Source organism: Acidimicrobiia bacterium (assembly GCA_040880805.1).
Lineage (GTDB): Bacteria > Actinomycetota > Acidimicrobiia > IMCC26256 > DASPTH01 > DASPTH01.
The window spans coordinates 16,434-42,011 of record JBBDHW010000060.1; the positions used below are offsets into that span (position 1 = coordinate 16,434).

General features: G+C 68.3%; 24 protein-coding genes and 1 pseudogene. 15 read left to right on the top strand and 10 right to left on the bottom strand.

Translation table 11 applies throughout. The features are described 5' to 3' along the window. Positions 1-165 precede the first annotated feature (165 nt). On the top strand, positions 166-354 hold the full coding sequence (locus WD271_16005; GenBank protein MEX1009324.1) for a ferredoxin: 189 nt from the start codon (positions 166-168) through the stop codon (positions 352-354). Positions 355-446: 92 nt separating this feature from the next. Next, on the top strand, positions 447-872 hold the full coding sequence (locus WD271_16010; protein MEX1009325.1) for a nuclear transport factor 2 family protein: 426 nt from the start codon (positions 447-449) through the stop codon (positions 870-872). Positions 873-910: 38 nt separating this feature from the next. On the opposite strand, the gene WD271_16015 is transcribed toward WD271_16010, so the two are convergent. Both WD271_16015 and WD271_16020 read right to left on the bottom strand, forming a co-directional pair. Continuing rightward, positions 911-2,170, bottom strand: coding sequence for a cytochrome P450 (locus tag WD271_16015; GenBank protein ID MEX1009326.1), 1,260 nt, complete (start codon positions 2,168-2,170; stop codon positions 911-913). Between the two features lie 78 nt (positions 2,171-2,248). Then, on the bottom strand, positions 2,249-3,304 hold the full coding sequence (locus WD271_16020; GenBank protein ID MEX1009327.1) for a cytochrome P450: 1,056 nt from the start codon (positions 3,302-3,304) through the stop codon (positions 2,249-2,251). Between the two features lie 274 nt (positions 3,305-3,578). On the opposite strand from WD271_16020, the gene WD271_16025 reads away from it, so the two are divergent. The 6 genes from WD271_16025 to WD271_16050 are packed head-to-tail and all read left to right on the top strand — an operon-like array spanning position 3,579 to position 10,405. Continuing rightward, complete coding sequence (locus WD271_16025) at positions 3,579-4,742, top strand: amidohydrolase family protein (protein MEX1009328.1); 1,164 nt, start codon at positions 3,579-3,581, stop codon at positions 4,740-4,742. Between the two features lie 49 nt (positions 4,743-4,791). Next, positions 4,792-5,511, top strand: a complete 720-nt coding sequence (locus tag WD271_16030; protein MEX1009329.1) for an alpha/beta hydrolase — start codon at positions 4,792-4,794, stop codon at positions 5,509-5,511. Between the two features lie 34 nt (positions 5,512-5,545). After that, a complete protein-coding gene (locus WD271_16035) occupies positions 5,546-6,790 on the top strand; it encodes a cytochrome P450 (protein ID MEX1009330.1) in 1,245 nt (414 codons plus the stop codon). A 2-nt stretch (positions 6,791-6,792) separates the two neighbouring features. Then, a complete protein-coding gene (locus WD271_16040; GenBank protein MEX1009331.1) occupies positions 6,793-7,587 on the top strand; it encodes an SDR family oxidoreductase in 795 nt (264 codons plus the stop codon). Beyond that, positions 7,577-9,229 carry an amidohydrolase family protein gene (locus tag WD271_16045; protein ID MEX1009332.1) on the top strand — a complete coding sequence of 551 codons (1,653 nt, stop codon included), beginning with the start codon at positions 7,577-7,579 and terminating at the stop codon, positions 9,227-9,229. The genes WD271_16040 and WD271_16045 overlap by 11 nt, the downstream gene beginning before the upstream one ends. A 24-nt stretch (positions 9,230-9,253) precedes the next feature. After that, entirely contained in the window at positions 9,254-10,405 is a 1,152-nt protein-coding gene (locus tag WD271_16050) for an acyl-CoA dehydrogenase family protein (protein MEX1009333.1), read from the top strand. 14 nt (positions 10,406-10,419) lie between these two features. Here WD271_16050 and WD271_16055 read toward each other — a convergent pair whose 3' ends face one another. After that, positions 10,420-11,568 carry an epoxide hydrolase gene (locus WD271_16055; protein ID MEX1009334.1) on the bottom strand — a complete coding sequence of 383 codons (1,149 nt, stop codon included), beginning with the start codon at positions 11,566-11,568 and terminating at the stop codon, positions 10,420-10,422. Positions 11,569-11,645: 77 nt separating this feature from the next. Between WD271_16055 and WD271_16060 the strand changes: the two genes are divergently transcribed. Beyond that, positions 11,646-12,086, top strand: coding sequence for a VOC family protein (locus WD271_16060; GenBank protein MEX1009335.1), 441 nt, complete (start codon positions 11,646-11,648; stop codon positions 12,084-12,086). 492 nt (positions 12,087-12,578) lie between these two features. Then, complete coding sequence (locus WD271_16065) at positions 12,579-13,193, top strand: hypothetical protein (GenBank protein ID MEX1009336.1); 615 nt, start codon at positions 12,579-12,581, stop codon at positions 13,191-13,193. Positions 13,194-13,953: 760 nt separating this feature from the next. Here the strand turns inward: WD271_16065 and WD271_16070 are convergent. The 3 genes from WD271_16070 to WD271_16080 are packed head-to-tail and all read right to left on the bottom strand — an operon-like array spanning position 13,954 to position 17,226. Beyond that, on the bottom strand, positions 13,954-15,144 hold the full coding sequence (locus tag WD271_16070) for a cytochrome P450 (protein ID MEX1009337.1): 1,191 nt from the start codon (positions 15,142-15,144) through the stop codon (positions 13,954-13,956). Continuing rightward, a complete protein-coding gene (locus WD271_16075) occupies positions 15,141-15,965 on the bottom strand; it encodes an SDR family oxidoreductase (GenBank protein ID MEX1009338.1) in 825 nt (274 codons plus the stop codon). The genes WD271_16070 and WD271_16075 overlap by 4 nt, the downstream gene beginning before the upstream one ends. A gap of 43 nt (positions 15,966-16,008) precedes the next feature. After that, positions 16,009-17,226, bottom strand: coding sequence for a CoA transferase (locus WD271_16080; protein ID MEX1009339.1), 1,218 nt, complete (start codon positions 17,224-17,226; stop codon positions 16,009-16,011). Positions 17,227-17,329: 103 nt separating this feature from the next. Between WD271_16080 and WD271_16085 the strand changes: the two genes are divergently transcribed. Together WD271_16085 and WD271_16090 are read left to right on the top strand one after the other, a co-directional pair. Next, positions 17,330-17,452, top strand: a complete 123-nt coding sequence (locus tag WD271_16085) for a hypothetical protein (protein MEX1009340.1) — start codon at positions 17,330-17,332, stop codon at positions 17,450-17,452. 8 nt (positions 17,453-17,460) lie between these two features. After that, the gene (locus WD271_16090; protein MEX1009341.1) at positions 17,461-18,213 is read left to right on the top strand and encodes an SDR family oxidoreductase; all 753 of its coding nucleotides are present in this window, start codon (positions 17,461-17,463) and stop codon (positions 18,211-18,213) included. A gap of 45 nt (positions 18,214-18,258) precedes the next feature. Here the strand turns inward: WD271_16090 and WD271_16095 are convergent, their stop codons facing one another. Further along, positions 18,259-20,061 carry a hypothetical protein gene (locus WD271_16095; protein MEX1009342.1) on the bottom strand — a complete coding sequence of 601 codons (1,803 nt, stop codon included), beginning with the start codon at positions 20,059-20,061 and terminating at the stop codon, positions 18,259-18,261. Positions 20,062-20,234: 173 nt separating this feature from the next. Between WD271_16095 and WD271_16100 the strand changes: the two are divergent. The 3 genes and pseudogenes from WD271_16100 to WD271_16110 all read left to right on the top strand — a co-directional run bounded on the left by WD271_16100 (position 20,235) and on the right by WD271_16110 (position 21,774). Then, positions 20,235-20,490, top strand: a pseudogene (locus tag WD271_16100) (LLM class flavin-dependent oxidoreductase). Between the two features lie 26 nt (positions 20,491-20,516). Further along, a complete protein-coding gene (locus WD271_16105) occupies positions 20,517-20,840 on the top strand; it encodes an amidohydrolase family protein (GenBank protein ID MEX1009343.1) in 324 nt (107 codons plus the stop codon). Beyond that, a complete protein-coding gene (locus WD271_16110) occupies positions 20,809-21,774 on the top strand; it encodes an alcohol dehydrogenase catalytic domain-containing protein (protein ID MEX1009344.1) in 966 nt (321 codons plus the stop codon). Before WD271_16105 ends, WD271_16110 begins: the two co-directional genes overlap by 32 nt. 19 nt (positions 21,775-21,793) lie before the next feature. On the opposite strand, the gene WD271_16115 is transcribed toward WD271_16110, so the two are convergent. The 3 genes from WD271_16115 to WD271_16125 all read right to left on the bottom strand — a co-directional run bounded on the left by WD271_16115 (position 21,794) and on the right by WD271_16125 (position 25,512). After that, entirely contained in the window at positions 21,794-23,266 is a 1,473-nt protein-coding gene (locus WD271_16115) for a CoA transferase (GenBank protein ID MEX1009345.1), read from the bottom strand. A gap of 325 nt (positions 23,267-23,591) precedes the next feature. After that, entirely contained in the window at positions 23,592-24,236 is a 645-nt protein-coding gene (locus WD271_16120; GenBank protein ID MEX1009346.1) for a CoA transferase, read from the bottom strand. A 16-nt stretch (positions 24,237-24,252) separates the two neighbouring features. Next, entirely contained in the window at positions 24,253-25,512 is a 1,260-nt protein-coding gene (locus WD271_16125) for a cytochrome P450 (protein ID MEX1009347.1), read from the bottom strand. Between the last annotated feature and the right edge of the window lie 66 nt (positions 25,513-25,578).

A 25,578-nucleotide genomic window follows, 5' to 3' on the forward strand; every position in this document is an offset into this window, starting at 1 on the left:
GACACCCGCCGTCTCGCTGACGCCAACGCGGGAGTCGTTATTGTCTGACTGTCCGATCTGGCGTGTCGAGGAATGACATGAAGCAAACGGCCGTGCTCGCGTGACTGCACCGCAGGGCGCTCGCTCCCCGGAAGGCGCCGCCACTTACGCACAGGACCAGAGCTCATGAGGGTGGAGGTCGACGCTGATTGCTGCGGCGGCTTCGGACAATGCGTGATCCTCTGTCCTGACGTGTTCGCGCTGACCGACGCGGGATATGCCGTCGTGGTGCTGCCCGACATTCCCTCCGAGCTCGAGGCGGTCGTCCGCGAGGCAGAACAGAGCTGCCCCACGCACGCGATCACGGTGACGTGATCGGCGTCGAGCGCTGTCAGCCGGAGAGGCTGTCGCGGTACTGATCCTCGTGCTCGCGCGCGGTAGCGCGGGCGGGACTAGCTTCCCGTGCCGTGGGGGACCGCGACGAGATCACCGCCCTGGTGTACCGCTATGCCGAGCTGCTCGACGGCGGCGACATCGACGGCGTCGTTGCGCTGTTCGCGGATGCGACGTGGCGTTCCGCGGCAACCGGCAAGGTGTTGCGCTCGCCGGAGGAGATCCGGGCCGTCTACGACCGCATCATGCTCTACGACGGTACGCCGAAGACCCAGCACCTGATGAGCAACCTGACCATCGATCTCGTCGAGGGTGCCGACGGGGCGACGGGGCGCTGCTACTACACGGTTCTCCAGGGTCTCGACGCGGGCGAACCGATCCAGACCATCGTCGCCGGGCGCTATATCGACCGGTACCGACGCGGCTCGGACGGCTGGCAGTTCGCGGACCGCCTGTTCATCGTCGACCTTCCCGGTGGCCAGTCGCGCCACTTCGCGTGAGGCGGCCGCAAGCGGACTGCGAAGGCGGCGGCCCGCGGCTACCTGACGGGCGTGAACTCCAAGTGCAGTTCCCGGAGGCCGCGGAGCATGTAGGTGGGGTCGTACTCGTAACGCCGCGCGTCGGCCGGGCCGTGCGCCGCCTCCGAGATCCGGATCTCGTCCGTGCGGGCCAGGAACCGCTCGGTGGTGATGCGCGACTCTGCACGGGCGAGGGGCGCGCCCGCGCACGAGTGGATGCCGTGCCCGAACCCGATGTGCTGGCGACCGTTCACGCGATCGAGGCGGAACTCGTTCGGGTTCTCGAACTGGCGCGGATCGCGGTTCGCGGCGCCGTTCATCACGAACACGGTGGTGCCGGCAGGCAGATCGACACCGCCGACCGTGACCGGCACGCGTGACAGACGGAACTCGCCCTTGATCGGGCTCTCGAGCCGCAGGGCCTCCTCGATGAAGGCCGTGACCTTGCCGGGGTCGTCGCGCAGCGCCTGCTGGAGGTCCGGGCGGTCGCCGAGGATCTGGAACGACGTGGAGAGCAGGCGGGCCGTCGTCTCGCCGCCCGCGCTGAACAGGTTCGCGGCGATCCGCATGACGTCGTCGACCTCGGGCAACGTGCCGTCGGGGAACGTCGCGGTGGCAAGCCCGGTCATGACGTCGTCGCCGGGCGCGCGTCGCCGCTCCTCGATGTACGCGGTGAACTGCTCGTAGAGATACTCCAGCGGCGCATGCGACATCTCCTCGGCGCGCTTCTTGTCCACGAGATTCGTGCGGAACTTGTCGCGGTCATCTTCGGGCACGCCGAGGAGGTCGGCGACCACGAGGAAGGTGAACGGAAGCGCGTATTCCCTGACGAACTCGCATTCACCGCGTGGGAAGAATTCGTCGAAGGTCTGATCGGCCAGCTGCCACATGAACTCCTCGTTCTCCTTGAGGCGCCTCGGCGTGATCAGCCGCATGAGCAACGCGCGGTGGTCGGTGTGCTTGGGTGGATCGAACGAGGGCAGCTGGTCGCTGAACGGCAGCGTGTCGCGGTGCTCCTCGATGATCGCGGTGATGTCGTCGCCCTTCAGGGGAACCGGGAAATCGAAGAACGGTCCGCTGACCGTGTTGCAGTTCGAGAACGTCGCCTGGTCGTGGTACACAGCGATCGCTTCGTCGTACCCGGAGATCATCACCACGCCGCGATTCGGCTCGCGCCACACCGGGCTCTGCTCGCGCAGCCAGTCGTAGTACGGGTAGGGGTCCTGGGTCAGGGCCCGGTTGCGAAAGAAGTCGATGGTGGCGAAATCGGAATTACCCACGGCGGTTCCCCTGACGATGATCGATGACTCGGGTTCACACTAGGAAGGAACGTTCTCGCAGAGCAACGGCCCGCGCGACTACGCGCTGGGTGTGAAGGTTGCCGGCATGCGTTGCCAGCCTCCGACCATTGCCCAGTCGGGGTATTCCTCGACGCCGTCCAGCGCGATCTCGTAGTCGGGCATGCGCCGGAGTACGGCCGTGATCATTTCGGAGAACTCGACTCGGGCAAGGTGTGATCCGGGGCAACGGTGAATGCCGACTCCGAACGAGAGGTGCCGGTTCGGAAGGCGGTCGATGACGAACTCGTCGGCGTTCTCGAATTCCGACTCGTCGCGCCCGGCGGCGGCCTCGCTCAAGAGAACGCGCTCACCCTTCTTCATCTCGACGCCCTCGAACACGGTGTCAACCGCAACCGTTCGCGCGTGCGTTCGCGCCGGCGGGTAGTAGCGAAGGAACTCCTCCGTGGCGAGCGGTAAGAGGTCGGGCTCGTTGCGCAGTCGTTCGCGATCGTCCGGGTGCTGCGACAGATGGAGCAACGCGGCGCCCGTGAGCGACGTCGTGGTGTCGACGCCGCCGGCCGTCGTGAGAAACGCGATCGACTGCGCGATCTCTTCGGATATCCGCACACCGTCGACCTCATGATGTGCGATCGCGGTGAGTGCGTCGTCGCGTGGGGACGCGATGCGGTGTTGCAATTCTTCGGTGATGCGAGTCATCACCGGTCCGTACGACTCTGAGGCTTGCCGATGCTCGGGGGTTCCGATCGGGTACGCGGAGACGCCGTGGAAGGCGTCGGAGAACGTCTGCCACTCTTCGCGTGGGAATCCCATCCACTCCAAGGTGACGGCCGCAGGGACGGGGCAGGTGAGGTCGTGAACGAACTCGCACTCACCGAGGTCGACGACTTGGTCGAGGTAGTGCGCGGTCCAGAACCGGGCCCGCTCGCGCAGGCGCTCCGATGCCTGAGGCGAAAGGATCTGCGCGAGCGCGCGGCGCAATCCGTACCACCTCGGCGGGTCGCACTCCTCCGGGAGGCAGACGGGAACCTTGCTGTTGGTGAAGGAGATTGCGGATCGATCCGGGTCGGTCCGCTCCGACGAGAATCGCTCCCAGTCGCGGAACGCCGCGGCCACGGCTTCGAAGCTACTGATGACCCAGTGCCCGCCGTTGTGTTCTGCCCATGCGACCGGGCACAAGGCAGCGCGCACTGATCTCCACGCATCGTCGGAACTTCCCCGAGTCGTCGATCCGAAGAGGTCGAAGTCCACCCGCGGGCGCGTTGCGTTCGAATTCATCTCCACCGCGTGACGATAACCAGTTCCACGAGTCCCGAGTCGGGCGCGCCGTCCTGACCGCGCCGTGCTACGACAGGGGAGTCCGGACCGAGATCGAGACCCTGGGGTGACCATGCCTGAGCAGCCGACGCGACCTGAGATCATCGACTCCGACGGGCACGTCATCGAGCCCGACGTGATCTGGAAGGAGTATGCAGAACCGGAGTTCCGCGACATTCTCGGTCATCCGGGTGGCGGCTACGTGCAGGCCACCGGCATTCAGCGCGCGTACCCCGACATGGCGCCCGAGTTCCTCGGAGGCGGTGGCGACGACGATGAGGCCGCGTGGGCGTCGACCGCCGCGGGCGACGCCAACTGGGACGAGGAGTCCAAGTTCAAGATGAGCCGGCCGGGCGGCCACGACCCCGCGGCTCGGCTCGTCGACATGGACGCCGAAGGTATCGACGTCGCTGTCCTCTATCCCACTGCGATGCTGACGTGGATCGAGGAAGCCGACGTCTTCGGTGCCGCGTGCCGTGCGTACAACAACTGGTTGTACGACTACTGCGCGGTGGCGCCGAGTCGCTTGTACCCGGTGGCGCTCGTGCCGCTCCAGGATCCGCAATCGGCCGTCGTCGAGATGGAGCGCGCGCTCGAGCACCTCGACGCGAAGGCGGTGATGATCCGGCCGGCGCCGTACATCGGTGCGCTGAAGCTCAATCATCCCGCGTACGGCCCCTTCTGGGCTGCGGCCGAGGCGCTCGGGTGCCCGATCGGTGTGCATCCGTCGCCCCACGGCGACATGCTGAACGCGTGCCGCCTGCTCGGGCTCGCGGACGGTGTGACGAACCCCACGGAGGGGCTTGCGCTTCGCCAGGGTCTCACGAACGCCCTCGACCTCCAGATGGCGGTCGGGTACTTCACCCTCGGCGGGATCTGCGAGCGTCATCCCGACCTGCGCGTCGCGTTCCTCGAGGGGACGGGTGGCTGGATCGTGCCGATGCTGCAGCGCTTCGATCACCAGTTCGAGATCTTCGGCAGTCCGGATCAGGCGACGCGACCGAGCGAGGTGTTCGCGCGTCAGTGCATGGTGAGCTTCGACCCCGACGAGGTCGCGCTGGCCTTCACCGCCGAGCACCTCGGCGCGGACAAGATCCTCTGGGCGTCCGACTACCCACACCCGGACGCGAAGATCCCGGGCGTCGTGGAAGAGCTCCTCGATGCGGTGAAACCCTTGCCGGACGAGTCGAAGCGTCTGATCCTCGGCGCGACCGCACGGGCGTTCTACAACCTCTGATCGCGTTGCTCACTGCGAAGCGAGCGTTCACTCAGGAACAGGAGAGCCGATGGCGACGTATGTTCTCGTGCACGGCGGCGCGCACGGCGGATGGTGCTACCAGCGCGTCGCCCGCCTCCTGCGGTCCGCGGGGCACGAGGTGTACACGCCCACGATGACCGGACTGGGGGAGCGGTCGCATCTGCTCAGCCCCGGCATCGGCCTCGACCTGCACATCACCGACATCGCGGCGGTGCTCCACTACGAGGATCTCCGCGACGTGATCCTGGTCGGGCACAGCTATGGCGGGATGGTGATCACCGGCGCCGCAGATCGCGCCGCCGAGCGGGTCGGCCGCATCGTGTACCTCGACGCCGCGAACCCGGTGAACGGTCAGTCCCTCGTCGATGTCGCCGGCCCGATCATCGAAGCGACCCGCCCCGCAGGGCAGGTCGTGGACGGCGTGGAGCTGGTGCTGCTGCCGTCGCCCGAGGCGGGCCGGTTCTATGGCGTGACCGATCCGGACGACGTGGCCTGGATGGCGGACCGGTTGACCGGCCACCCGTGGGGCTGCTTCGAGCAGCCGCTCCGCCTCACGAACGAAGCGGACCTGTGGGCGATCCCGCAGTACCACATCGTCTGCACCTCCACGCTGGCCACCCGAGAACCCGAGCTCATGGAGAAGGCGCGCGCGGCGGGTCGACTCTGGGAGATCGACACCGGCCATGACCTCATGATCACCGAGCCCGAGGCGGTGGCCGACGCACTGCTGCAGGTCGCGTCCGACTGACCTGGCGTGTCGACCGGGATAGGGTGCTTGTCCGATGACTCCCCGCGTCGATGTCCCGGCGTCCATCGATCCCCTCGATCTCGTCGACCCCGCGCGGTTCGCACGCAACGGCTACCCGGACGCGGTGTGGACGCGACTGCGGGCCGAGGCGCCCGTGGCGTACTTCGAGCCGCCGGGCTACCAGCCGTTCTGGGCGATCACGAAGCACGCCGACATCGTGGACGTAGCGTCGCAGCCGGTGCGCTTCTCGAACGCGCACGGGCTCATCCTCGGCCACATCGGCGCTCCGGCGCAGCCGACGGAGATGGTCGTCACCCTCGACCCTCCGCGGCACGGACCCCTGCGCCGCGTCGCCATGCCGCGCTTCACGCCACGCGCCATTCGATCGCGCCACGCCGAGATCGAGCGCATCGCAGTCGAGATCCTCGATGAGGTGGCGGCCGCGGGCGACTCGGGCGAGTTCGACTTCGTCGAGCGCATCGCCGCGCCGCTGCCGATCGCGGTGATCTCCTGGATCCTGGGTGTGCCTCGTTCCGACTGGCAGCTGCTGTTCCATTGGACCAACGAGGTGATCGGCAAGGACGATCCGGAGTTCCGCCGCCCCGGCGAGACACCCGGCCAGACCATCAAGCGTGCTCGCGGCGAGATGCACGCCTATCTGGGGGCCCTCATCGAGGAGCGCCGGCGGGATCCAGGCGACGACATCGTCAGCCACCTGGTCAGCGCGGAGATCGACGGCGAGCCGCTCACCGAGGAGCAGCTCCTCATGTATTGCGAGCTGATCGTCGAGGCGGGCAACGAGACCACGCGCAACGCGATCAGCGGGGGTCTGCTCGCCTTCTCCGAGCGCCGCGGCGAGTGGGAGAAGCTGCGTGACCACCCCGAGCTGATGCCCGACGCGGTGGAGGAGATGCTGCGGTGGGTCAGCCCCATCATCCATTTCACGCGGATGGCCACCGAGGACTCCGAGGTGCGCGGGGTGAAGATCGCCGAGGGCGAGCGGGTGGCGATCTTCTTCGCGTCCGCGAACCGGGACGAAGAGGTGTTCGAGGACCCGTTCGCGTTCCGCGTGGACCGCCACCCGAACCCCCACCTCGCGTTCGGCATCGGCGAGCACTTCTGCATGGGCGCGCACCTCGCGCGCCTCGAGATGGAGACGGTCTTCCGGCACCTGCTCACGCGGCTCGAGTCGTTCGAGGTGTCGGGCCCGGCGGAGCGCCTCAACTCGGCCGTCAACGGCGGCATCAAACACCTGCCGCTGCGCTGCCGCCTCACTTGACGATGGGCGAGGAGCTCGCAGGGAAGGTCGCGATCGTCACCGGTGGCGCCAGCGGGATCGGCCGTGCGACCGCCGAGCTGTTCGTGGAGGAAGGCGCGCAGGTCGTCATCGCCGATGTGAACGCCGACCGGGGCGTTGAGGTGGCGGCGGGACTCGGCGCGGCGGCCGCGTTCAAGCGCACCGACGTGTCCGATGCGGACGAAGTCCAGGCGCTCGTGGATTTCGCCGTCGGGCACTTCGGCGGGCTCCACGTGATGTTCAACAACGCCGGGATCGGCAGCGCCTTCACCCGCTTCCTCGACAATGATCTGGCGGACTACGAGCGCGTGATGGCGGTGAACCTCTTCGGTGTCATGGTCGGCAGCCAGCGCTCGGCGCGCCACATGGCGGAGCACGGCGGCGGCTCCATCATCAACACGTCGTCCATCGCGGCGCTCACCGGCGGCGCCGGGCCGATCATGTACCGAGCCGCGAAGGCCGCCGTCATCCAGTTCAGCCGCTCGATCGCGATCGACCTGGCGGACTACGGGATCCGGGTGAACTGCATCGCGCCGGGCCACATCCCCACGGGCATCACGAACTACGACATGGCGGCAGTCATCCGGCACACGCAGCCGCTGCAGCGCCTCGGGTCGTCGGAGGACGTGGCGAACGCGGTCCTGTTCCTGGCGGGCGACCGCTCGGCGCAGATCACGGGGATCGTGGTTCCGGTCGACGGTGGGACCACCGCGGGCCCGCCCGCCAACCAGATGCGGGAGATCCTGAGCAAGCGCACGGGAGGTCCGGATGCCGGCTGACATCGTCGTCCGCGGCGGAACGGTCTTCGACGGGAGCGGCACGCCCGGCCGCGTGGCCGACGTGGCGATCGAGGGCGGTGTGATCCGCGAGGTCGGGGCGAACCTCCGGGGCGAGCGCGAGCTCGACGCGTCGGGTTGCGCGGTCGCACCGGGCTTCATCGACATCCACACCCACTACGACGCGCAGGTGTTCTGGGACCCGGCCCTCCGGCCGACGTCGTACCACGGCGTCACCACCGTCGTCGCCGGCAACTGCGGCTTCACGATCGCGCCCACCCGGCCCGAGCACCACGACGTGATCGTGCGCACGCTCGAGAACGTCGAGGACATGGACGGCGCGTCACTGACCGCGGGCATCGTGTGGGAGTTCCAGACCCACCCTGAGTACATGGGGCTGGTTCACCGCCGCGGCACGGTGCTCAACTTCACCGCGTACATCGGGCACAGCGCGCTGCGGCTCTACGTGATGGGCGACGCGGCGTACGAGCGTGCGGCGACGGCCGACGAGATCGACCAGATGTGCCGTCTCGTCACCGAGGCGATCGACGCGGGGGCGGCCGGGTTCTCGACGAGCTTCGCCTACACGCACCGCGGCATGGACGGGAAGCCGGTTCCCAGCCGCTTCGCCGAGCGCGACGAGGTCGAGGCGCTCTTCCTCACGGTGGGACGGACGGGCAAGGGTGTGGTGCTCGCCACGGCGGGCGAGCAGTGCACGTACGCCGACATGTACGAGTTGCAACCCCGCATCGGGCGGCCGTTCACCTACCCGTTGTTCGCCCTCGCCGACGGCAGGCACCAGCCACAGCTCGACCTGCACGAGGCGGCCCTGGCCCGCGGCGCGCAGGTGTGGCCGCAGGTCACCCCGCGGCCGCTCACCATGCAGTTCACGCTGGCCAGCCCCTTCAGCCTCAACGTGAGCACGGTCTTCGGGGACCTCATGGACAAGGACCGCGACGCCCGCATCGCCGCGTACCGCGATCCCGCCTGGCGGGCCCGGGCCGCCGCCGACCTCGAGCAGGTCCCGATGCGGCCGCGCTGGGAGACCTGCGAGGTCTCCGAGTCGGACCGGTTCCCCGAGCTGGAGGGCCGGGGGGTGGACGAGCTCGCGCGTGAGCGCGGCTGCAGCCCGCTCGACGTGATGTGCGAATTGGCGCTCGAGGAGGACCTCGAGACGCGCTTCCGCATCTACATCGCGAACGACGAACCCCGCAGCGTGAGCCACCTGCTCACCCACGAGCAGGTCGCGCTGGGCCTCTCGGACGCGGGCGCGCACGTCAGCCAGCTCTGCGACGCGCCGCTGGCCACGGACCTGCTCGGCAACTGGGTGCGGGAGCGAGAGGTCATGCCGCTCGAGCGCGCGGTGCGCAAGTTGAGTGGCGAACCGGCCGACATGTTCGGGTTCGCGCGCCGGGGCTACGTACGCGAGGGCTACTGGGCCGACGTGTGCGTGTTCGATCCCCAGACAGTGGGCCCCGGCCCCCTCCGGCGCGTGCGCGACTTCCCGGCAAATGGAGAACGTCTAACCGCGGAAGAGCCGACGGGCGTTCGGCACGTGCTGGTCAACGGCACGCCGATCCGCCTCGATGGCGAGCAGCTCGACGCGCGCGGGCTGCGTCCCGGCATGCAGCCGGAGATCACCTGATCGTGTCGCCGATCTGCGCCGGGCATGTCACCTGACGACCAATTCCGCTACGAGCTGCGTTCGTGGCTGCAGGAGCACCCGCCGCCCGACGTCGACATCGCGGAGACGCGCGAGGAGGCCGAGGCGCTGCGCGAGTGGCAACGGACGCTCCACTCCGGACGCTGGGTCGGGATCCACTGGCCGGTCGAGTACGGCGGGCGCGGCGCGTCGCTGACGCACGTCGCCATCTACAACGAGGAGCTGGCCCGCGCCGACACGCCGCAGATCCTCGGGCGGGCCGGCGTCAGCCTGGTCGGGCCGACCCTGATGGCGCACGGCACGGAGGAGCAGCGCCTGCGGTGGATGCCGAGGATCCTGGGTGCCGACGACATCTGGTGCCAACTCTTCAGCGAGCCCGACGCGGGGAGCGACCTCGCCGCCCTCTCGACGCGCGCGGAGAAGCGTGGCGGCGCGTACCTCGTGAACGGTCAGAAGGTGTGGTCGTCGTACGCGACGTACGCCGACTGGGGCATCGCGCTGGTGCGTACTGACCCGGAGGCGCCCCGGCACAAGGGAATCTCGATGCTGGCGATCCCGATGCACACGAAGGGTGTCGAGGTCCGCCCGCTGCGCCAGATCACCGGCGAGAGCGAGTTCAACGCGATCTTCTTCGATGAGGTAGAGGTGCCGGTCGAAAACCTCATCGGCCCGGAGAACGAGGGGTGGCGGGTGGCGAACACGACACTCGCCAACGAGCGCGGCGCGACGTTCGTGTGGAAGGAACAGGTGTTGCACCAGGCGGCCATCGATCTCCTGTCACAGACGTGTGCACGCCTCGGGCGGCTCGGCGACCCGATCGTGCGCCAGCGGCTCGCGCAAACCTGGATCGAGGTCGAGATCTTTCGCCTGCACAACGCGCGCACGCGAGCCCGCATCGAGCGCGGCGAGGAGATCGGACCCGAGTCGAGCCTCGTGAAGCTGTTCTGGGCGCAGATGAGCCAGCGGCTCTACGAGACCGCCAGCGCGGTTCTGGGACCGGACGCACTCCTCATGCCGGAGGACCAACGCGCGATCGATCGCGGACAGTGGGCGCGCGGCCTCCTATCGACGCGCGCCAACTCCATCATGGGCGGCACGAGCGAGATCCAGCGCAACATCGTCGGTGAGCGTTTGCTCGGCCTGCCGAGGGAGCCGTGAGCCCGACGCGCGGTTCAGCGCACGGTTCGGAAGAAGTCGCGCAGGTCGTCGACGAAGAGCTCGGGCTGCTCCATGGCAGCGAAGTGGCCGCCGCGCGGCATGACGGCCCAGTGCGTCACGTTGTAGCGCTGTTCGACCCACGAGCGCGGGAAGCGCAGCACCTCCTCCTTCGGATAGCGCGCGACGCCGGTGGGAACGCCGATGTACTCCGGTGCTTCCCTCAACACGCCGCTGTGCATGGTCTCCCAGTACAAGCGCGCCGAGGACGTGATCGTCTGCGTCACCCAGTACAACATGACGTTGGTGATCAGCTGGTCGCGGGTGAAGCAGTTCTCGGGGTGGCCGTCGCAGTCGCTCCAGGTGCGGAACTTCTCCACGATCCAGGAGAGCAGCCCGGCCGGCGAGTCGTTGAGCGCCATCCCGAGCGTCTGCGGCTTGGTGCCCTGCACCTGCGCGTAGCCCGCTTCGTCGCGCTGGAACCGCCCCATCGCGGCGAGATCCGCCTGCTCCCCCTCGGTGAGCGGGACCGGGTCCTCGGGAGGGGCAGCGATCGGCATATTGAGGTGAAGGGCCGCGCAGTGCTCCGGGTCGAGCGCGGCGATCCTGGTCGCGACCTGGGCGCCCCAGTCGCCGCCCTGCGCGCCGTAACGCGCGTAGCCCAAGCGAGGCATCAGCTCGATGAACGCCTGGGCGACGCGCCGCACGTCCCAGCCCGGGGTGCGCGGGGGCTCGGAGAAGCCGTAGCCCGGCAGCGAGGGCGCGATCACGTGGAACGCGTCCTCGGCGCGGCCGCCGTGGGCCTCCGGGTCGGTCAGTCGTGGGATGACGTCGAGGAACTCCACGACGGAGCCGGGCCAGCCGTGGGTGATGATCAGCGGAAGGGCGTCCGCGTGACCGGAGCGCGCGTGGACGAAGTGGATCGACTGGCCATCGATGCGGGTGCGAAAGTGTTCGAGCTCGTTGAGCCGTGCCTCCTGTGCTCGCCAGTCGTACTCGGCGCGCCAGTACTCCACGAGCTCGCGCAGGTAATCGATCGGGGTGCCGTACTCCCAGCCGGTCCCCTCGATCTGGTCCGGGAAGCGGGTCCGCGCCAGACGGAGTCGAAGGTCGTCGAGGGTCGCGTCGTCCACGCGAATGTGGAACCTCTCGATCGCTTCCGGCACTGCGCGCTCCCTGAGCGAAGTGTGCCGACACTATCCCCGCGCCCAACCGGGAAGCCGAGAGCAGAAAAGGAGCGTCAATGGGTTCGGTGTTCAACCATGTGGGTCTTTGCGTCACTGACGCGGCGCGGTCGCGGCGGTTCTACGAGGAGGTGCTCGGCTTCGAGTTCTGGTACGAGTTGGAGCCGCCCGACGAGATGGTTGCGAAGCTGATCGACCTCCCCCAACCCCTCGGGGCCAAGGCCGTTTATCTACGCCGGGGCGAGTCGGTCCTCGAGCTGATCTCCTACGCCGATGCTGGCGCGCACGCGTCCGCGCGCCCTCGGGTGATGAACGAGATCGGGCTCACCCACATCTCGGTGTCGGTCGACGACATCGATGCCACGGCGGCGAAAGCGGTGGAGTACGGCGGCAGCGTGCTCGAGCAGACTCACGTCGGCCTCGCGGTGATGATCCGCGATCCGGACGGGCAGTTGCTCGAGCTGCTCCCGATCGGGTACCGCGCCAGCCTTCCCAACTGACGGCTTCCGGGTACGCCGCGATTACGTGAGTCACTGTGTCCGAGAAGAATGTTCCGTGTCTTGGACAGGAGACCGGCTGCGATCCGGCCGGCCGCAAGCGAGGAACCCATCGCCGGCTCTGGGCGCGCCTTGCGCGACATTCTGTGCGCGCCAGGCCGTCGTTCTGTGTGCCAGTGCGCGCGCTGAAGGGAGCCTGGCCTGAGTACTCGAGCCCGCTTCGCGTTCACTTCGCCGACGCAGTGGGGTATGGTGTTGACAAATCCCAACGTGAGTGTTGTATAGTGTCAACATGGACGGGCGGGGCCGACACCCGAAGAAGGAAGTTGAGGCGGCTCTCGAGCGCGCAGACGAAGCAACGTGGACGTGCGAGCGGCGGAGTGGCCATGTGTGGGCCATCATCCGCTGCCCGTTCGGCTGCTGCCAGCTCAGCGTGTCGAGCACCCCCAAGAATCCTGGCAACGAAGCGAAACGCATCCGGCGGAGGGTCGACCGGTGCCCGCAGGGCAAGCGCTGACGACGAAGGAGATCAGAGTGCAGGACTGGAACTTCACGCTCGTACTTGACGGGGACGTGTTGTCGGACAATGACTTGCTCAACGCGCTCTACGACGCGGGCTGCGACGACGCCAGCTTCGGTGAGATCGACGGCGTGTTCTACGCCGAGTTCGATCGAGAGGCCGACGCGTTCGCCCAAGCGATCTTCACCGCGATCCGCGAGATCGAGTCGACAGGCGTCCGAGTCGTCAGCGTCGCGGATCCCGATGAGCTGGTGACCGCGGCGGACATCGCTGAGCTCATTGGCCAGAGCCGTGAGTCGGTGCGTCTCTACATCGCGGGTAGGCGCGGCCCGGGAACCTTCCCCGCTCCGATTTCCCACTTGTGGTCGCGGGGACGGTTGTGGCGCTGGCCGGCAGTCGCCGACTGGCTCCGAACCGCCGGGTTCGAGATCGACGAGCCCGAAGGACGCGCCGAAGATTCCGAGGCGGTCGCCGCCATTGTCAATGGCCAACTCGCGATGCGAGAGGCCTGGAGCGTGCTCTCCGATGACGAACAACGTCATCTTCGACACGAGATCAAGCTGACCAGCGACGTGCCAGCGACTATCTGACACACAAGGGCGTGCCGCCCAGAAAACGCGCACAAGATCGCGCACGGGAACACTCAATCGACGCGCACGTAACGGCACGTAGGTCTGACGCGCACGCGAGCTCTTTGGCGTTCAGTGGAGCCAGCGCGTCTACTTGTCCGCGAGGTCTTTGGAGTAGCGAAGGCTGAGCCCCCAAATATCGTCAGTTCGACTCCTGGTGTCGGCTCGCCAGCGGTGCGTCTCGTAGAACGAGCGTGCACGCAGGTTTGCTGCCATGACCCACAACGTGGCGCGCCGATAATCTGCCACTCGGAAGTCGTCGATCGCTGCCACCATCAGTGCTCGACCCAGTCACCGCGGCTCGGCGAACTTGCACAGCTCAATGTTGCGTCGGCGTTGTAGCTCCCGGCCACGCCATTGACACCTGGGAGGGCAGCGGGGTGCTCGAGTTGCGCCGTCCCGGGGACGCGTACTCCGTGGTGCACTTCTGGCGCGGCGAGAACGGCGCGTTCACCTGCTGGTATGTCAACCTCGAAGAGCCGTTCCGTCGCACGCCCATCGGCTTCGATTCCAGTGACCAGGAACTCGACATCGTGGTCCTGCCCGACCGGTCGTGGTTCTTCAAGGACTGGGACCTCCTCGACCAGCACGTCGCGCGCGGCCGCTACAGCCCAGAACTCGTAGCAACGATCCGCGCCGAGGGTCTCCGCATCGGCGCCGAGCTCGACGCAAGAACACACTGGTGGGACGACCAGCACATCCGACATAGCAACCCTCGAGGTCAGCGCGTGAAGACCGGAAGCTTCTCCCAGCCGCGCACGGTCGGGGTGTGGGCCTGCTTGACGTTGTCCCAGTCGACTTCCCAATCGGGCCAGCGGTTCAGCACCTCGTCGAGCGCGACCCGGCCCTCGAGCCGCGCCAGCGCAGCGCCGAGGCAGAAGTGGAGGCCGTAGCCGAAGCTCAGGTGGTGATCGATCGTGCGGTGGATATCGAAGCGGTCGCCGTCTGGGAAGTGGCGGTCGTCCCGATTCGCCGAGCCGTTCAGCAGCAGCATGATGCCGCCTTCGGGCACCGTCTCGCCGTAGTACTCGGCCTCGCGCGCGACCGTGCGCGCTTGAACAGGGGAGGGCGCCTCGTACCGGAGGATCTCCTCGATGGCCTTCGGGATCAGCGAGCGGTCCTCGGCGATCTCGCGGCGCTGGTCGGCGTGCTCGGCCAACAGCTTGCCGGTCCAGCCGACCAGGCGCGTCGTCGTCTCGTTCCCGGCGCCTGCGATCAGCCCCACGTAGGTGAGGACTTCCTCGCGACTCAGCCGTCGGACCGTGCCGGTCTCGTCCTCGAACTCGGCGTTGAGCAGTTTGGTCATCAGGTCGTCGGACGGATGCTCGGCCCGCCATTCGATGTACTCGGCGAACATTGCGAACCCGCCTGCGAGGTACTCGTTGTCGGGGACTTCGCCGTCCTCGGTGATCCGCAGCCCCTCGTCGAGCGCGTCGCGGATCGCCTCCTGGTCCTGCTCGGGGATCCCCAGGAGAGAGCCGATCGTCCGCATCGGCATGATTGCGCCCAGGTCGGTGACGAAGTCGAAGCGGCCGGAGCCGGCGAGCGGATCGAGTGTGCGTGCGCAGAACTCGCGCACCTTCGGCTCGATGTCGTTCATCGCCTTCGGGGTGAACACCCGAGACATCAGGCCCCGGTGCACGTCGTGGATCGGCGGGTCCTCCATGAGGACCATCCCGGAAGGCATCTCCACGTTTGCCAGGATGATCTCGAGCGTCGACCCTTTCCCGGAGCGATACCTCTCCCAGTCGACGAGGCCACGTTCGACTTCGTCGTAACGGCTCAGCGCGTAGAACCCGTACTTCTCGTTGTGGTAGAGCGGCGCCTCCTCGCGCATTCTGCGCCACAGCGGGTGTGGGTCCCGGTCGATCTCGATGTCGAACGGGTCGTAGTAGATGTCGCTGGTCGTCATCGGCCGAACAGGAACTGCGCGACCGGGGCGGCGTCCGGGAACGAGCCGGTGATGCCGGACGCGAGGTAGCCCGCGTCGGAGATGATGGTCTGGCCGTTGATGGCCGCGGCCGCCTCGCTGCAGAGGAACACGAGCGCGTACGCCTGCTCGAGTGGCGTGTGGGGCTCGACGCCCACATCGGCGCGGAAGTCGGCGGCGAAGCCGAGCCACACCTCCGCGTTCGCCTGGGCCAGCGGAGTGTCGGTGGGGCCGGGGCAGATCGCGTTGATCCGGATGCCGCGCTTCAGCATCGGATGGGCCTGGCTGGCGACATAGGCGCACATCGCCTGCTTCATCGACATGTAGTCGGCTTTGCCGTGCTCCTCGACCCACTTGACGGCCGCGTGCCAGTCGCTGATCGCGAGGAGCTCTTTGAGCTCCTCGAGGTTCGCCTCCCACCCGAGGCCCGCGGCGGACGAGATCATGCCGATGGCGCCGCCCCGCGGGATCATGTCGCGCTCGAGCAGCCAGTCGATGAGGTGCCGGTGGCCGATGAAGTTGATGCGCTCGATGCCGGGCGTGCCGTCGGCGACGCCCGCGCAGGAGAACAGCGCGTCGACCGTGCCGCCGCACGCGTCGACGGCGACGTCGATCGAGTCCTTCTCGGCGAGATTGACATGGACGGACTTCACGCCGGGCTGGGTGACCTCGGCATAGTCCATGACCACGACTTCCGCGCCGGCGTCCTGCACGAGTTGCGCGGCGGCAGCGCCCATTCCCGTGGCACCTCCGACGACGAGCGCACGCTTGCCGTCGTACCGGAATGCGTCGAACAGCTTCACCATGATTCACCTTCCCAATTGTCGGTTCACGTCGATTGTCGGATCACGCGACGACACCGCGGACCTTGAGATCCACGATGGTGTCCCAGTCGAGCCCGAGCTCGGCCAGGATGTCATCCCCTTGCTCGTTGAACTCGGGCGCGCGCTCGGGCTTGGCCGGTTGCTCGTCGTACTGCACGGGTGCGGCAACCAGCGTGAACGGTGTGCCGCCCGCGGTGCTGCATTCCTGCAGATAGCCGTTGGCGATGGTCTGCGGATCGTCGGCCGCCTCGAGCGAGTGCTGCACGATCGTCCACTGGCCGACGAACGGCTCGAGCCGCGCTCGCCACTCGGCGACCGTGGCTTCCGCGAAGGCATCCGTGAGGATCGCGACCGCCTCGCGCGCGTTTTCCATCAACGACGCGTGATCGGCGAACCGCGGGTCGGTGGCCAGCTCGGGGCGTCCGATGATCTCGCACAGCGGCGGCCAGTACTTGCCGGCCTGCAAGCAGGTGAGCATGACGTAGCGACCGTCCTTGGTCTGGTAGATCGCGACCAACGGGTTCCGCGACATCTCCTCGTTCGGCGGCGGCCCCCACGCCTGGTCCATCAGCACCGACAGGGCCATGGCCTGGCCCATCGCCCACAGGCCGGTTCCCAGCAGTGAGATGTCGACCGTGGTCGTCTCGCCGGTGCGCTCGCGGTGGAACAACGCGCCCATGATCCCTCCGGCGATCGTCATCGCGCCGAGCGAATCACCGAACCCCGGGCCGGGCGGCATGGGCACCAGGTCGTACTCGGGGCGCATGGTGCCGAGCGCGATCCCGGCGCGCGCCCAGAACGCCAACGAATCGTAGGAGCCCTTGTCGGCGTCGGGTCCGCGTTCGCCCTGTCCCGTGCCGCGCGCGTAGATGATGTTCGGGTTGGCGGCGCGGATCTGCTCCAAGCCGATCTGCAACTTGGCGCGCACGCTCGGCAGCTTGTTGGTCAGGAAGACGTCGGACGTGGCGGCCAGCTTGTAGAGGATGTCGAGTCCGTCAGGCGACGTCAGGTCGAGTGCGAGGCTGCGCTTCCCTCGGTTCGAGTGCTCGAGCAGCGCGTGCACGTCGCCCAAGATCAGCGCCATGCCCGTCGATTCGAGTCCGCGCATCGCGTCGCCGCGCTCGACGTGCTCGATCTTGATGACCTCCGCCCCCCAGTCGGACAGGAGCGCCGAAGCCGCGGGCACGAACGTGTGCTCCGCGACCTCGAGGATGCGCACGCCGTGCAGGATCTGGGTCATCGGTGTCTCCTGGCTGCAGCTTCGAAATCGATTTCGGAACTGGCTAGCGTACGTGCGCGCGAGCCCCGGCGGGCAAGCGTTGGCCGAGCTGGGGAGGGTTGGAATGACGGTCGGTGGCCGTGAGCTCTCGGAGCTCCTCGACGACCCACGCGCCGTGTCCGGCATCGACGTGCTGGTCGACGGCGCGCTCGCGCAGGCGAACGCCGCCGCGGGTGGTGCGCCGTGAGGCCGGCCATGGGACAGCGCGTGGTCGGCCGTCGCGTGCTCGTCGTCGGTGGATCGGCCGGCATCGGCAAGGTCATCGGCGAGTCGTTGTGTGAGGCGGGAGCCCACGTGGCGTTCGCGTCGCGTCGCCACAGCACCTGCCAGGAGATCGCCAAAGCTGCCGGCGGCACCGCGGTCGGCCTGGAATGTGACGTCACCGACGAGGCCCAGTGCCAGCGCGTCGTCGACGAGACCGTCGAACGCCTCGGTGGGCTCGACGACCTGGTCTATTCGGCCGGTGTGATCTCGATTGTGGCCCTCGCCGACGCCGACGCTGATTGGTGGCGACGGACGTTCGAGACCAACGTCATGGGCGCCGCCCTCGTCACGCGCGCAGCCCTCCCGCACCTGCAGCAATCGACCGGTACCGCGGTGTTCCTGTCGTCGGTCTCCAGCATCGGCGCGCCGTGGCCGGGCATCGGCGTGTACACGTCTACCAAGGCAGCACTGAACCGGATGATCGAGACCTGGCGGTCGGAGCACCCGGAGGTCGGCTTCACCCGGATCTTCGTCGGTCCGACCAACGATGCGGGGACCGGGACCCAGATGGATGCGGGCGCGGTGACGCACATGATGCGGTGGGCCGGGCTCGGCGTCCACTCGGGCGCGCTCGCGGAACCGGCTTCGATCGCCGCCGCCGTCGAGCTCGTGCTCAGTGACGAGGCGCGGATCCTCGACGTCACGGTGCAGCCGAAGGACGGCCCACTCCCCTGGGGCGCGTAGCGCGGCGCACTGCCGCAGATCTTCATCTGCTGTCCGCCCTCTCTCTCACGATGTCGCGCGGGCGTTGGGCGAGGTCTTCGCGACGAAGCCCGACTGGCTCGGTGTGCCGGCGGTCGGCTCGGTCGCGCCCGTCGACGGACACTGTCCCTGCGCGCACGGCGAGGCGGCCGTCGGGAGGGTTGCGCCAGCCGGGATCCCGTCGAGTGCGTGGGTCGAGTTGGACTTGTCGAACCAGAGCAGGTTCTTCGGCCAGCGCCCGCTGCTGTAGCGACGGCCCTCGTCGATGTACCACGAAACGTGGGGGACCTCGGTGTTGCTCCCGAGCGACATGCCGCTCGTGTGGGGATCCATCCACATCGGCGCGAAGTCGGCCGGGCCCGGGCTGTATGCCGCATACGGCAGCCCGGTGGTGTGGCCGTATCCCGTGAGGGTGACGAGTGGGCTGCGGGTCGGGTTCGGGGTCGGTGGCGCAGCGAAGAGCCCCTGCTTGAAGGTGCTCGGGATCAGGTTCGGCCCGGCGTTGTGGATGCCGTTGAGGAACCAGTCGATACCGCCGGGCACCGCGCCGCTCGTGGTTCCGCGATTGGTGCCGAAGAACCAGTTGAAGGCACCCCTCGTGGCGACGATGTTGTCAACTTCGTCCGGTAGGTCGAAGTACGGGGGGATGAGGGAGACCCCGAAGGTGTGCTCGGCCTGATCGTCGGGGTAGCCCTGGGCGAGAATCGGGAGGTCGAAGTACCCCGCGCCCGTGACGAACCACTCCGGGAACCACTCCTGCGCGGTGGCCTGCTCCATCAGGGTCCTGGTCATGGCCACGTCGGCGAAGAGCACCACCGTCGTGACGCCCGCGTCCTTCATCCGGGTGGCCATCACCGGCGCCTGCTCCTGCGCGATCGTCGCGTCGCCCAAGGCCCCACCCGAGCCGACATAGGTGTTCGTAGTCGCGAACGTTCCCCCGTACTTGCCGACGGCCTTCTTGAAGCGGGACTCGTCGATGACGTCCTTGATCTCGACGAGACCGAACTTGCGGGGCTTGCCTTTCACGTCGCCGCCGGCGTACTGGGCCTTCTTGCCCACCAGGTTCTTGCCGATCACCTCGGCCGAGCTCGCGGCGGCTGCGTCCGTGTCGTTGCCGCCCCACCGGTACGGGGCCTGGGCGGCCGACTCCTCCGGCGACGCTGCGTAGCTCTCGACGAGCACCTTGGCCTGCGCCATGCTGGCCACCAACGTGTCCAGGCCAAAGCTGTCGAAGTTGATCACCGCGAACGGCTTCTCGGCCAGGATCGCCACCGCGTCGGCACGTTGGGCCGTCTCGTCGGTGCCCGTCGACTCGTAGAGGGTCACGTCGATGTCGCGGCCCCACGTCTCGTAGAACGGCAGCCTCGCGACGAGGTAGTCGTGCACCGCGTCCGCCCACGTGCCCGTCGAGCCGTCGGCCAGGTTCTTCAGCTGCGCGGCGGCCGCCTGCGACGCGCCCCGCGACGGGCTGGGCAGGACTGCCACCAGCTTGATCGAGGTCGCGGTCACGCCTTTGTACGTCGCGCCGCCGTTGTCGTCGCCCTTCTTGAACGGCCGCACGCAAAGCGGGCCGCCACCGACGCTCGACGAGTCCCACTTGCCGTACACGCCGTACTGCGCACCCGTTCGGCACCGCGGGTCGTCCATCGCCGCCTGGGTGCCGATCCCTGTGCCCGGTACGGGCTTGGCTGCGCCGGCAGGCGGCTTCACGACGACCGCGGTGCTCGCCGCGTCACCGTGCCCCGCGCCGACAACTGTGAACGCGGACACCGCGACGGCGATCACAACCACCGACTTCACCACGCGCCCACAACGCTTCTGAGTTCTCATCGTCCCCCCTCAGCTCTCGACGATGACCTTCGCGCTCGCCGCTGTCACCCTGTGTGCACGCGCATTCTGGCACGACTCCTCCGAGTCCGACCGTCGGTGTGCCGACCGTTCCCGGTAGGGTGCGGCCGCTCCCGTCGGGGTGCTTCGGGTTGGTGGACGATGGGAGGACGCCCATGAAGGTCGACGTCCAGCTCTCGCAGTCGGTGATCGGCGCCGCGAAGCGCGCACAGGAGCTGGAGGCGCTCGGCGTCGACGGCGTGTTCACGTTGACGGGCGTTGATGACGAACGTCGCCGTCGCCTTCCCGCGCAGCGCGATGCACCTCGCCAACGCTGCGTACGACCTGCAGTTGCCTTCACAGGGCGGGTTCCGCCTCGGCCTCGGCAGTCAGGTCAAGGCCCACGTGGAGAAGCGCTTCGGCGCGCGCTGGGGCAAGCCCGTCGCCCACATGCGAGAGTGGACGGGCAGAACCCGGGACTGTTCTCCAAGAACCCCGTCGACCAGTTCCACGACAACTGCTGGGTCGCGCCCTTCGTGGAGGACAGCGTGCCCGAGCTGGCGACGCACATCCCGGTCGAGCGCATCCTGTTCGGCTCCGACTGGCCGCACGCCGAGGGAATGGCGCACTCACGCGATTTCTTCAAGAACGTGGAGGAGTTCTCGATCGACGACCGACGCAAGATCATGGTGGAGAACGCGCGCGCGCTCACGCTGCACTCGCGCGGGCACGAACCTTTAGGCTCGCCGAATGCGTGCTGCCGTGCTGAACGACGACCATGAGCTCGTGGTCGCCGACGTCGCCGATCCGTCGCCGGGACCGGGCGAGCTCGTGCTCGAGGTGACCGCCTGCGGGATCTGCGGCTCCGACCTCAAGCTCCGCCCCTCGATGCCCGCCGGCCTCGTGATGGGCCACGAGTTCTGTGGCGTGATCGCCGCCGCGGGCAGCCACACCGATCCGGCGTGGCGCGTGGGTCGACACGTGACGGCACTCCCGATCTTCGGATGCGGCAACTGCCTGGCCTGCCTCGCCGGAGAACCGGCTCACTGCGAGCTCGGGGGGAGTCCGGGCGGGTTTGCCGAGTACGTGCGGGTACACCAGCGCGAGACGGTCGGACTCCCCGAGTCGATCGATCCGGCGCTCGGCGCGCTGGTCGAGCCGCTGGCGGTCGGGCTGCACGCGGTCGAGCGCGCCCAGATCCGATCGGGCGACACGGTGCTCGTCGTCGGTGCGGGACCGGTCGGGCTGTCGGTGCTCGCGTGGGCCGCCCGGAGCGGTGCCCGCGAGCTCGTAGTGTCCGATCCCTCGGCCCCGCGCCGTGAGGCCGCGGAGCAGTTCGGTGCCACCCGCACCGTCGACCCCGAGGCCGAGCCGCTCGAGCCGCGGTACGACGTCGTCATCGAGTGCGTCGGTCTTCCCGGCATGACCGACAGCTGCGTGCGCGCGTCCACACACCACGGCCACGTTGTCATGGTCGGCGTGTGCACCAAACCCGATCCGTACGTGCCCATGGCGGCGCTGATCAAGGAACTCGCGATGGACTTCGTCGTGTACTACACGCGGCGCGAGTTCTTCTCGGTCGTCGACGCGCTCGGCCAGGGCGCGATCGACGCGGCGCCGTTCGTGACCCGGCGCGTCGGGCTCGAAGACGCCAACGACGCGTTCGCCGAGCTCATCGCGGCCAAGGACCAACGCAAGATCCTCGTCCTGCCGTAGGCCCTGAGACCCCGCTCGCTCAGTACGGGTTGCCGTCGGGGTCGAGGTAGTCCTCGGTCGCGACTCGCTCGGACACGAGGCGGTCGTACTCGCCGTCGTCGAGGCCGAGAATTTCCTTGAACACGTACTCGTTGTCTTCGCCCAGCGTCGGCGCGCCACGTTCCCACGCCAACGGGACGCCGCGGAACGCGTGACCCAGGTGGTTGAACGTGCCGACATCCGCGCTGGTGAGTGGCCGGATCCACCCACGGTCGGCGATCTGGCGATCGGACGTGAGCATGGCGTCGTCGGCACACGGCGCGGCCGCGACGCCCGCCTCCTGCAGCGCGTGGAAGGCGGCCTCGGCCGTCACCGTTTCCGTCCACGCGCCGATGGCGTTGTCGAGCTCGTCGTGCGCGGCCTGGCGCCCCACGACGTCGGCGAGGCGCTCGTCCTTCGCGAGGTCGGCGCGCCGGAGCACGCCGGTGAGACCGCGCCACGCATCGTCGTCGGTGACGGTGAGCGCGAGCCAACGGCCGTCGGCGCAGAGGTACACGCCCTGCGGCGCGCGGTGCGGGTCGCGGTTGCCGAAGCGTTGTGGCGTCACGCCGAGCTGCAGGTTCACGAACACGTCGCCGAGCTCGGTCAACACGTTCTCGCTCTGCGCGAGCTCGATCACCTGACCGCGCCCGGTCGAGGCGCGGTAGTGCAGGGCCGCAAGCGTCGCAAACGCACCCGCGGGACCCGTGACGCTGTCCATGTGCTGGGTGGACGGTGACTCCATGAGCGATGTGCCGCGGTGCCCGAGGAGGGCGGCCAGCCCGGTCAGACCGTCGAACTGGCCGCCGAAGCCGGTGTAATGGGCCCAGTCACCGGAGAGGCCGGCCGGCGGGAGCCGCAGGATGATCATGCGCGGGTTCGCCTGCAACAGTTCGGTCTCGTGAATGCCCATCTGGTGCAGCGTCGTCGACTTGAGATTCTCGACGAACACATCGCTCTTCTCGACGAGTCGCATGAACAGCGCGCGCTGTTCGGGAAAGCGCACGTCGAGTGTGCACGACCGCTTGCCGCGCGAGACCGAGTTGTTCATGGCGTGTCGGTTCCACGGCCGATCCTCACGGCCGGGTGCGAGCGGTCCGTACAACCGAGCGAGCGCGCCCAGCGCCATGTTCGGCGCCGGGCGGGGGACGTAGCCCTTGGTGGTGGGCGGGAACACATTGGGGCTCTCCACGCGGATCACCTCCGCGCCGAGGTCGCCGAGGAGCGCGGTGAGGTACGGGCCCGACCACACGGTGGTGAGGTCGAGCACGCGCATGCCGAGAAGCGGTGGCACCGACGGGTCGCGCGCCGCGACCGGCGGCGTCGGCGATTGGACGTCGCCACCGTTTGCGGCCGGTGCGTCGAACTGTCCGAGACGCGGTGCAGTGCGCCGCAGCGCCCAACCCCCTTCTGTGAGCCGGTACGGCGCTCCGGGAAGGAGCACCGGGCCGACCTCCTGGTCGACGGCGTGCACCCAGAACCCTCGAATGCGAGAATCGGCGCTAACAGCTCGGCGGGCTCGTTGACCGGTGTGACCGGCCATCCCGCCTCCTGCGCCGCGGCCGTGACTTCCTCGCGCGTGCGTTCGAGAAGCCATGGGTAGAGGACACCGTCGAGGATTTCTTTCGTCTCTGGTCGCACGAAGGCGTCGGGCCGCGCGAACGCGTCGCGCAGCTCGTCGCTGCCGAGCGCGGTGATCATCTCGCCGAGCTGCTGGGTCGTCATCATCATCGCCACGTAGCCGTCGGCGCAGGGGAACACGCCGAGCGGCAACAGCGTGTCGCTGCTGCTCGGCGCGATCAGGAGCGACGCGACGCGGCCCTGGTACTCCCACCCGAGATAGCGCGAGATCCGGTACGGAGCGGACGCGAGCGCCTCGACGGCCGAACAGTCCACGAGCGCGCCGACGCCGGTCGCACGCGCGCGGAGCACGCTCGCGAGCGCGCCGAGCGCGGCGGTGTGACCGACCGCGGTCTCGCCGAGCGACATCGGCAGCTTGAGCGGGCCGCGCCGGTCGAGACGATCGCACCGCTGAGGGCCTGTGCGACGAGGTCGCTCCATGCGTAGTCGGCATACGGGCCGGTGGATCCAAAGCCCGTGATGGCGACGACCGTGAGCGTGCGCCGACGTGCGAGCAACTCGTCGCGGTCGATGCTCCAGTCGGCGAGGGATCGGACGCCGGGCGCGTCGATCACGACGTCGACGCCGTCGAGCAGCGTCGAGAGCGACGCCGCCGAGTTGCTTGATGCCACCTCGACGACCGCGCTCCGCTTGTTCGTGTGCAGGTGCGTGAACATGCCCGCATCCGCGCGGAGGGGGTCACCGTCGGGCGGCTCCACCTTGACCACGTCGGCCCCGAGGTCGGCGAAGACCTTGCCGCACCATCCTGCTGCAACTCCGGTTCCGAGCTCGACGACCCGCAGATCGCTCAGTGCCTGGCGCACGAAGTCCCGTCCGCGTTCACGCCGCCTCGCCGAACACCACCGGGATGCCGTTCGGCCCGCGGTGTTCGAGGCCGATGATCCGGACCGGCGGCGCGGCGGGATCGATCCGCAGGTTGGGCAGCCGGTCGAGCACTGCGTTCATGGCCACGAACATCTCGGCGCGCGCGACGTGCATGCCCAGGCACACGTGCGGACCACCGGCGAAGCCGAGGTTCGGCTTCGGGGCCCGGTATGGATCGAAGCGATCGGGCTCGTCCCAACGGTCCGGGTCGCGGTTCGCGGCTCCGAGGACCATCTCGACCACCGCTCCCGCGGGGATCTCGACCCCGCACAGCTCGACGTCGTCGACGACGAGCCGGCGGAAGATCGGGTCCGTCGGCTCCCAGCGCATGACTTCGTCGATGGCGCGCCGCAGCAGCTCGCGATCCTCGCGGACGGCGTCGAGCAACAGCGCGTCGTGCAACAGGGCCACGAGCAGGATGCCGAGCTGGCGCCAGGTCGTGCCCGAGCCGGCAGTGAGGATCAGGCGAGCGAAACCGTAGATCTCGTCGTTCGTGAGGAGGTGACGCTCGCCGTCTTCCTCGAGCTCACTCTCGACGAGCAGCGTGATCACGTCGTCCTGGGGATCGGCGCGGCGCGCCTCGATGATGCGTCGCAGCATGGCCGTCGTCCGCTCGTGGGTGGCCATGAGCGACTCGACATCCCGAGCCATTCCTTCGCCGGCACCTTGACGGAAGTCGAGCGCCTCCTCGCGCGTGAGGCCGAAGCTCGACGTGATCGTCTGTAAGGGGATCCGCGCGCAGAGCTCGGCATTCAGCTCCGCGTGCCCTCGTGTCTCGAAGGCCGACACGGCCTCGTCGACGAGCGATGCGATCCACTGGTCGATCCACCACTGCGACCGCTTCGGCGAGAACGCCGGCTGCACGAGTGCCCGGTTGCGGCGGTGCTCGTCTCCGACCATCTCGAGGATGCTGCGGCCGAACATCTGCGTCGTGAGCCCCGCGTAGAACGTCGAGGAGAACACTTCGTTCTGGCGCAGGGCGATGTCGTTGGCTTCGAACGACAGCGCCGAGAAGACGGGTGCCTCCGGCCGGAGGTTCAGTCCACCCGGGCCGAAGCCGAGGAGGTCGCGCACGGAGCCCTCGTGCACCGGTGCCTGCGCGCGGAGTTCGGCAAGGGCCGGATACGGATCCTCCACGAGGACCCCGCCGTCGACGGCCATGACGTGCTTCTCGACGTCGTACAGCTCTTTGAACCGATCGGCCTCTGTCTGCATCGTTCCCCCAAGAACGCGAGTCTCGCTCTTGCAGACGCTAGCTCTGTCCTCACCGGCGCGCGAACT

Excerpts from the sequence above, each read along its gene's own strand:
- WD271_16005 (MEX1009324.1), top strand. The coding sequence starts at position 166 with ATGAGGGTGGAGGTCGACGCTGATTGCTGCGGCGGCTTCGGACAATGC.
- WD271_16110 (MEX1009344.1), top strand. The coding sequence starts at position 20,809 with ATGCGTGCTGCCGTGCTGAACGACGACCATGAGCTCGTGGTCGCCGAC.
- WD271_16035 (MEX1009330.1), top strand. The coding sequence starts at position 5,546 with ATGACTCCCCGCGTCGATGTCCCGGCGTCCATCGATCCCCTCGATCTC.
- WD271_16030 (MEX1009329.1), top strand. The coding sequence starts at position 4,792 with ATGGCGACGTATGTTCTCGTGCACGGCGGCGCGCACGGCGGATGGTGC.
- WD271_16080 (MEX1009339.1), bottom strand. The coding sequence starts at position 17,226 with ATGACCCAGATCCTGCACGGCGTGCGCATCCTCGAGGTCGCGGAGCAC.
- WD271_16085 (MEX1009340.1), top strand. The coding sequence starts at position 17,330 with ATGACGGTCGGTGGCCGTGAGCTCTCGGAGCTCCTCGACGACCCACGC.
- WD271_16045 (MEX1009332.1), top strand. The coding sequence starts at position 7,577 with ATGCCGGCTGACATCGTCGTCCGCGGCGGAACGGTCTTCGACGGGAGC.
- WD271_16070 (MEX1009337.1), bottom strand. The coding sequence starts at position 15,144 with ATGACGACCAGCGACATCTACTACGACCCGTTCGACATCGAGATCGAC.
- WD271_16125 (MEX1009347.1), bottom strand. The coding sequence starts at position 25,512 with ATGCAGACAGAGGCCGATCGGTTCAAAGAGCTGTACGACGTCGAGAAG.
- WD271_16050 (MEX1009333.1), top strand. The coding sequence starts at position 9,254 with ATGTCACCTGACGACCAATTCCGCTACGAGCTGCGTTCGTGGCTGCAG.
- WD271_16025 (MEX1009328.1), top strand. The coding sequence starts at position 3,579 with ATGCCTGAGCAGCCGACGCGACCTGAGATCATCGACTCCGACGGGCAC.
- WD271_16090 (MEX1009341.1), top strand. The coding sequence starts at position 17,461 with ATGGGACAGCGCGTGGTCGGCCGTCGCGTGCTCGTCGTCGGTGGATCG.
- WD271_16095 (MEX1009342.1), bottom strand. The coding sequence starts at position 20,061 with ATGAGAACTCAGAAGCGTTGTGGGCGCGTGGTGAAGTCGGTGGTTGTG.
- WD271_16060 (MEX1009335.1), top strand. The coding sequence starts at position 11,646 with ATGGGTTCGGTGTTCAACCATGTGGGTCTTTGCGTCACTGACGCGGCG.
- WD271_16040 (MEX1009331.1), top strand. The coding sequence starts at position 6,793 with ATGGGCGAGGAGCTCGCAGGGAAGGTCGCGATCGTCACCGGTGGCGCC.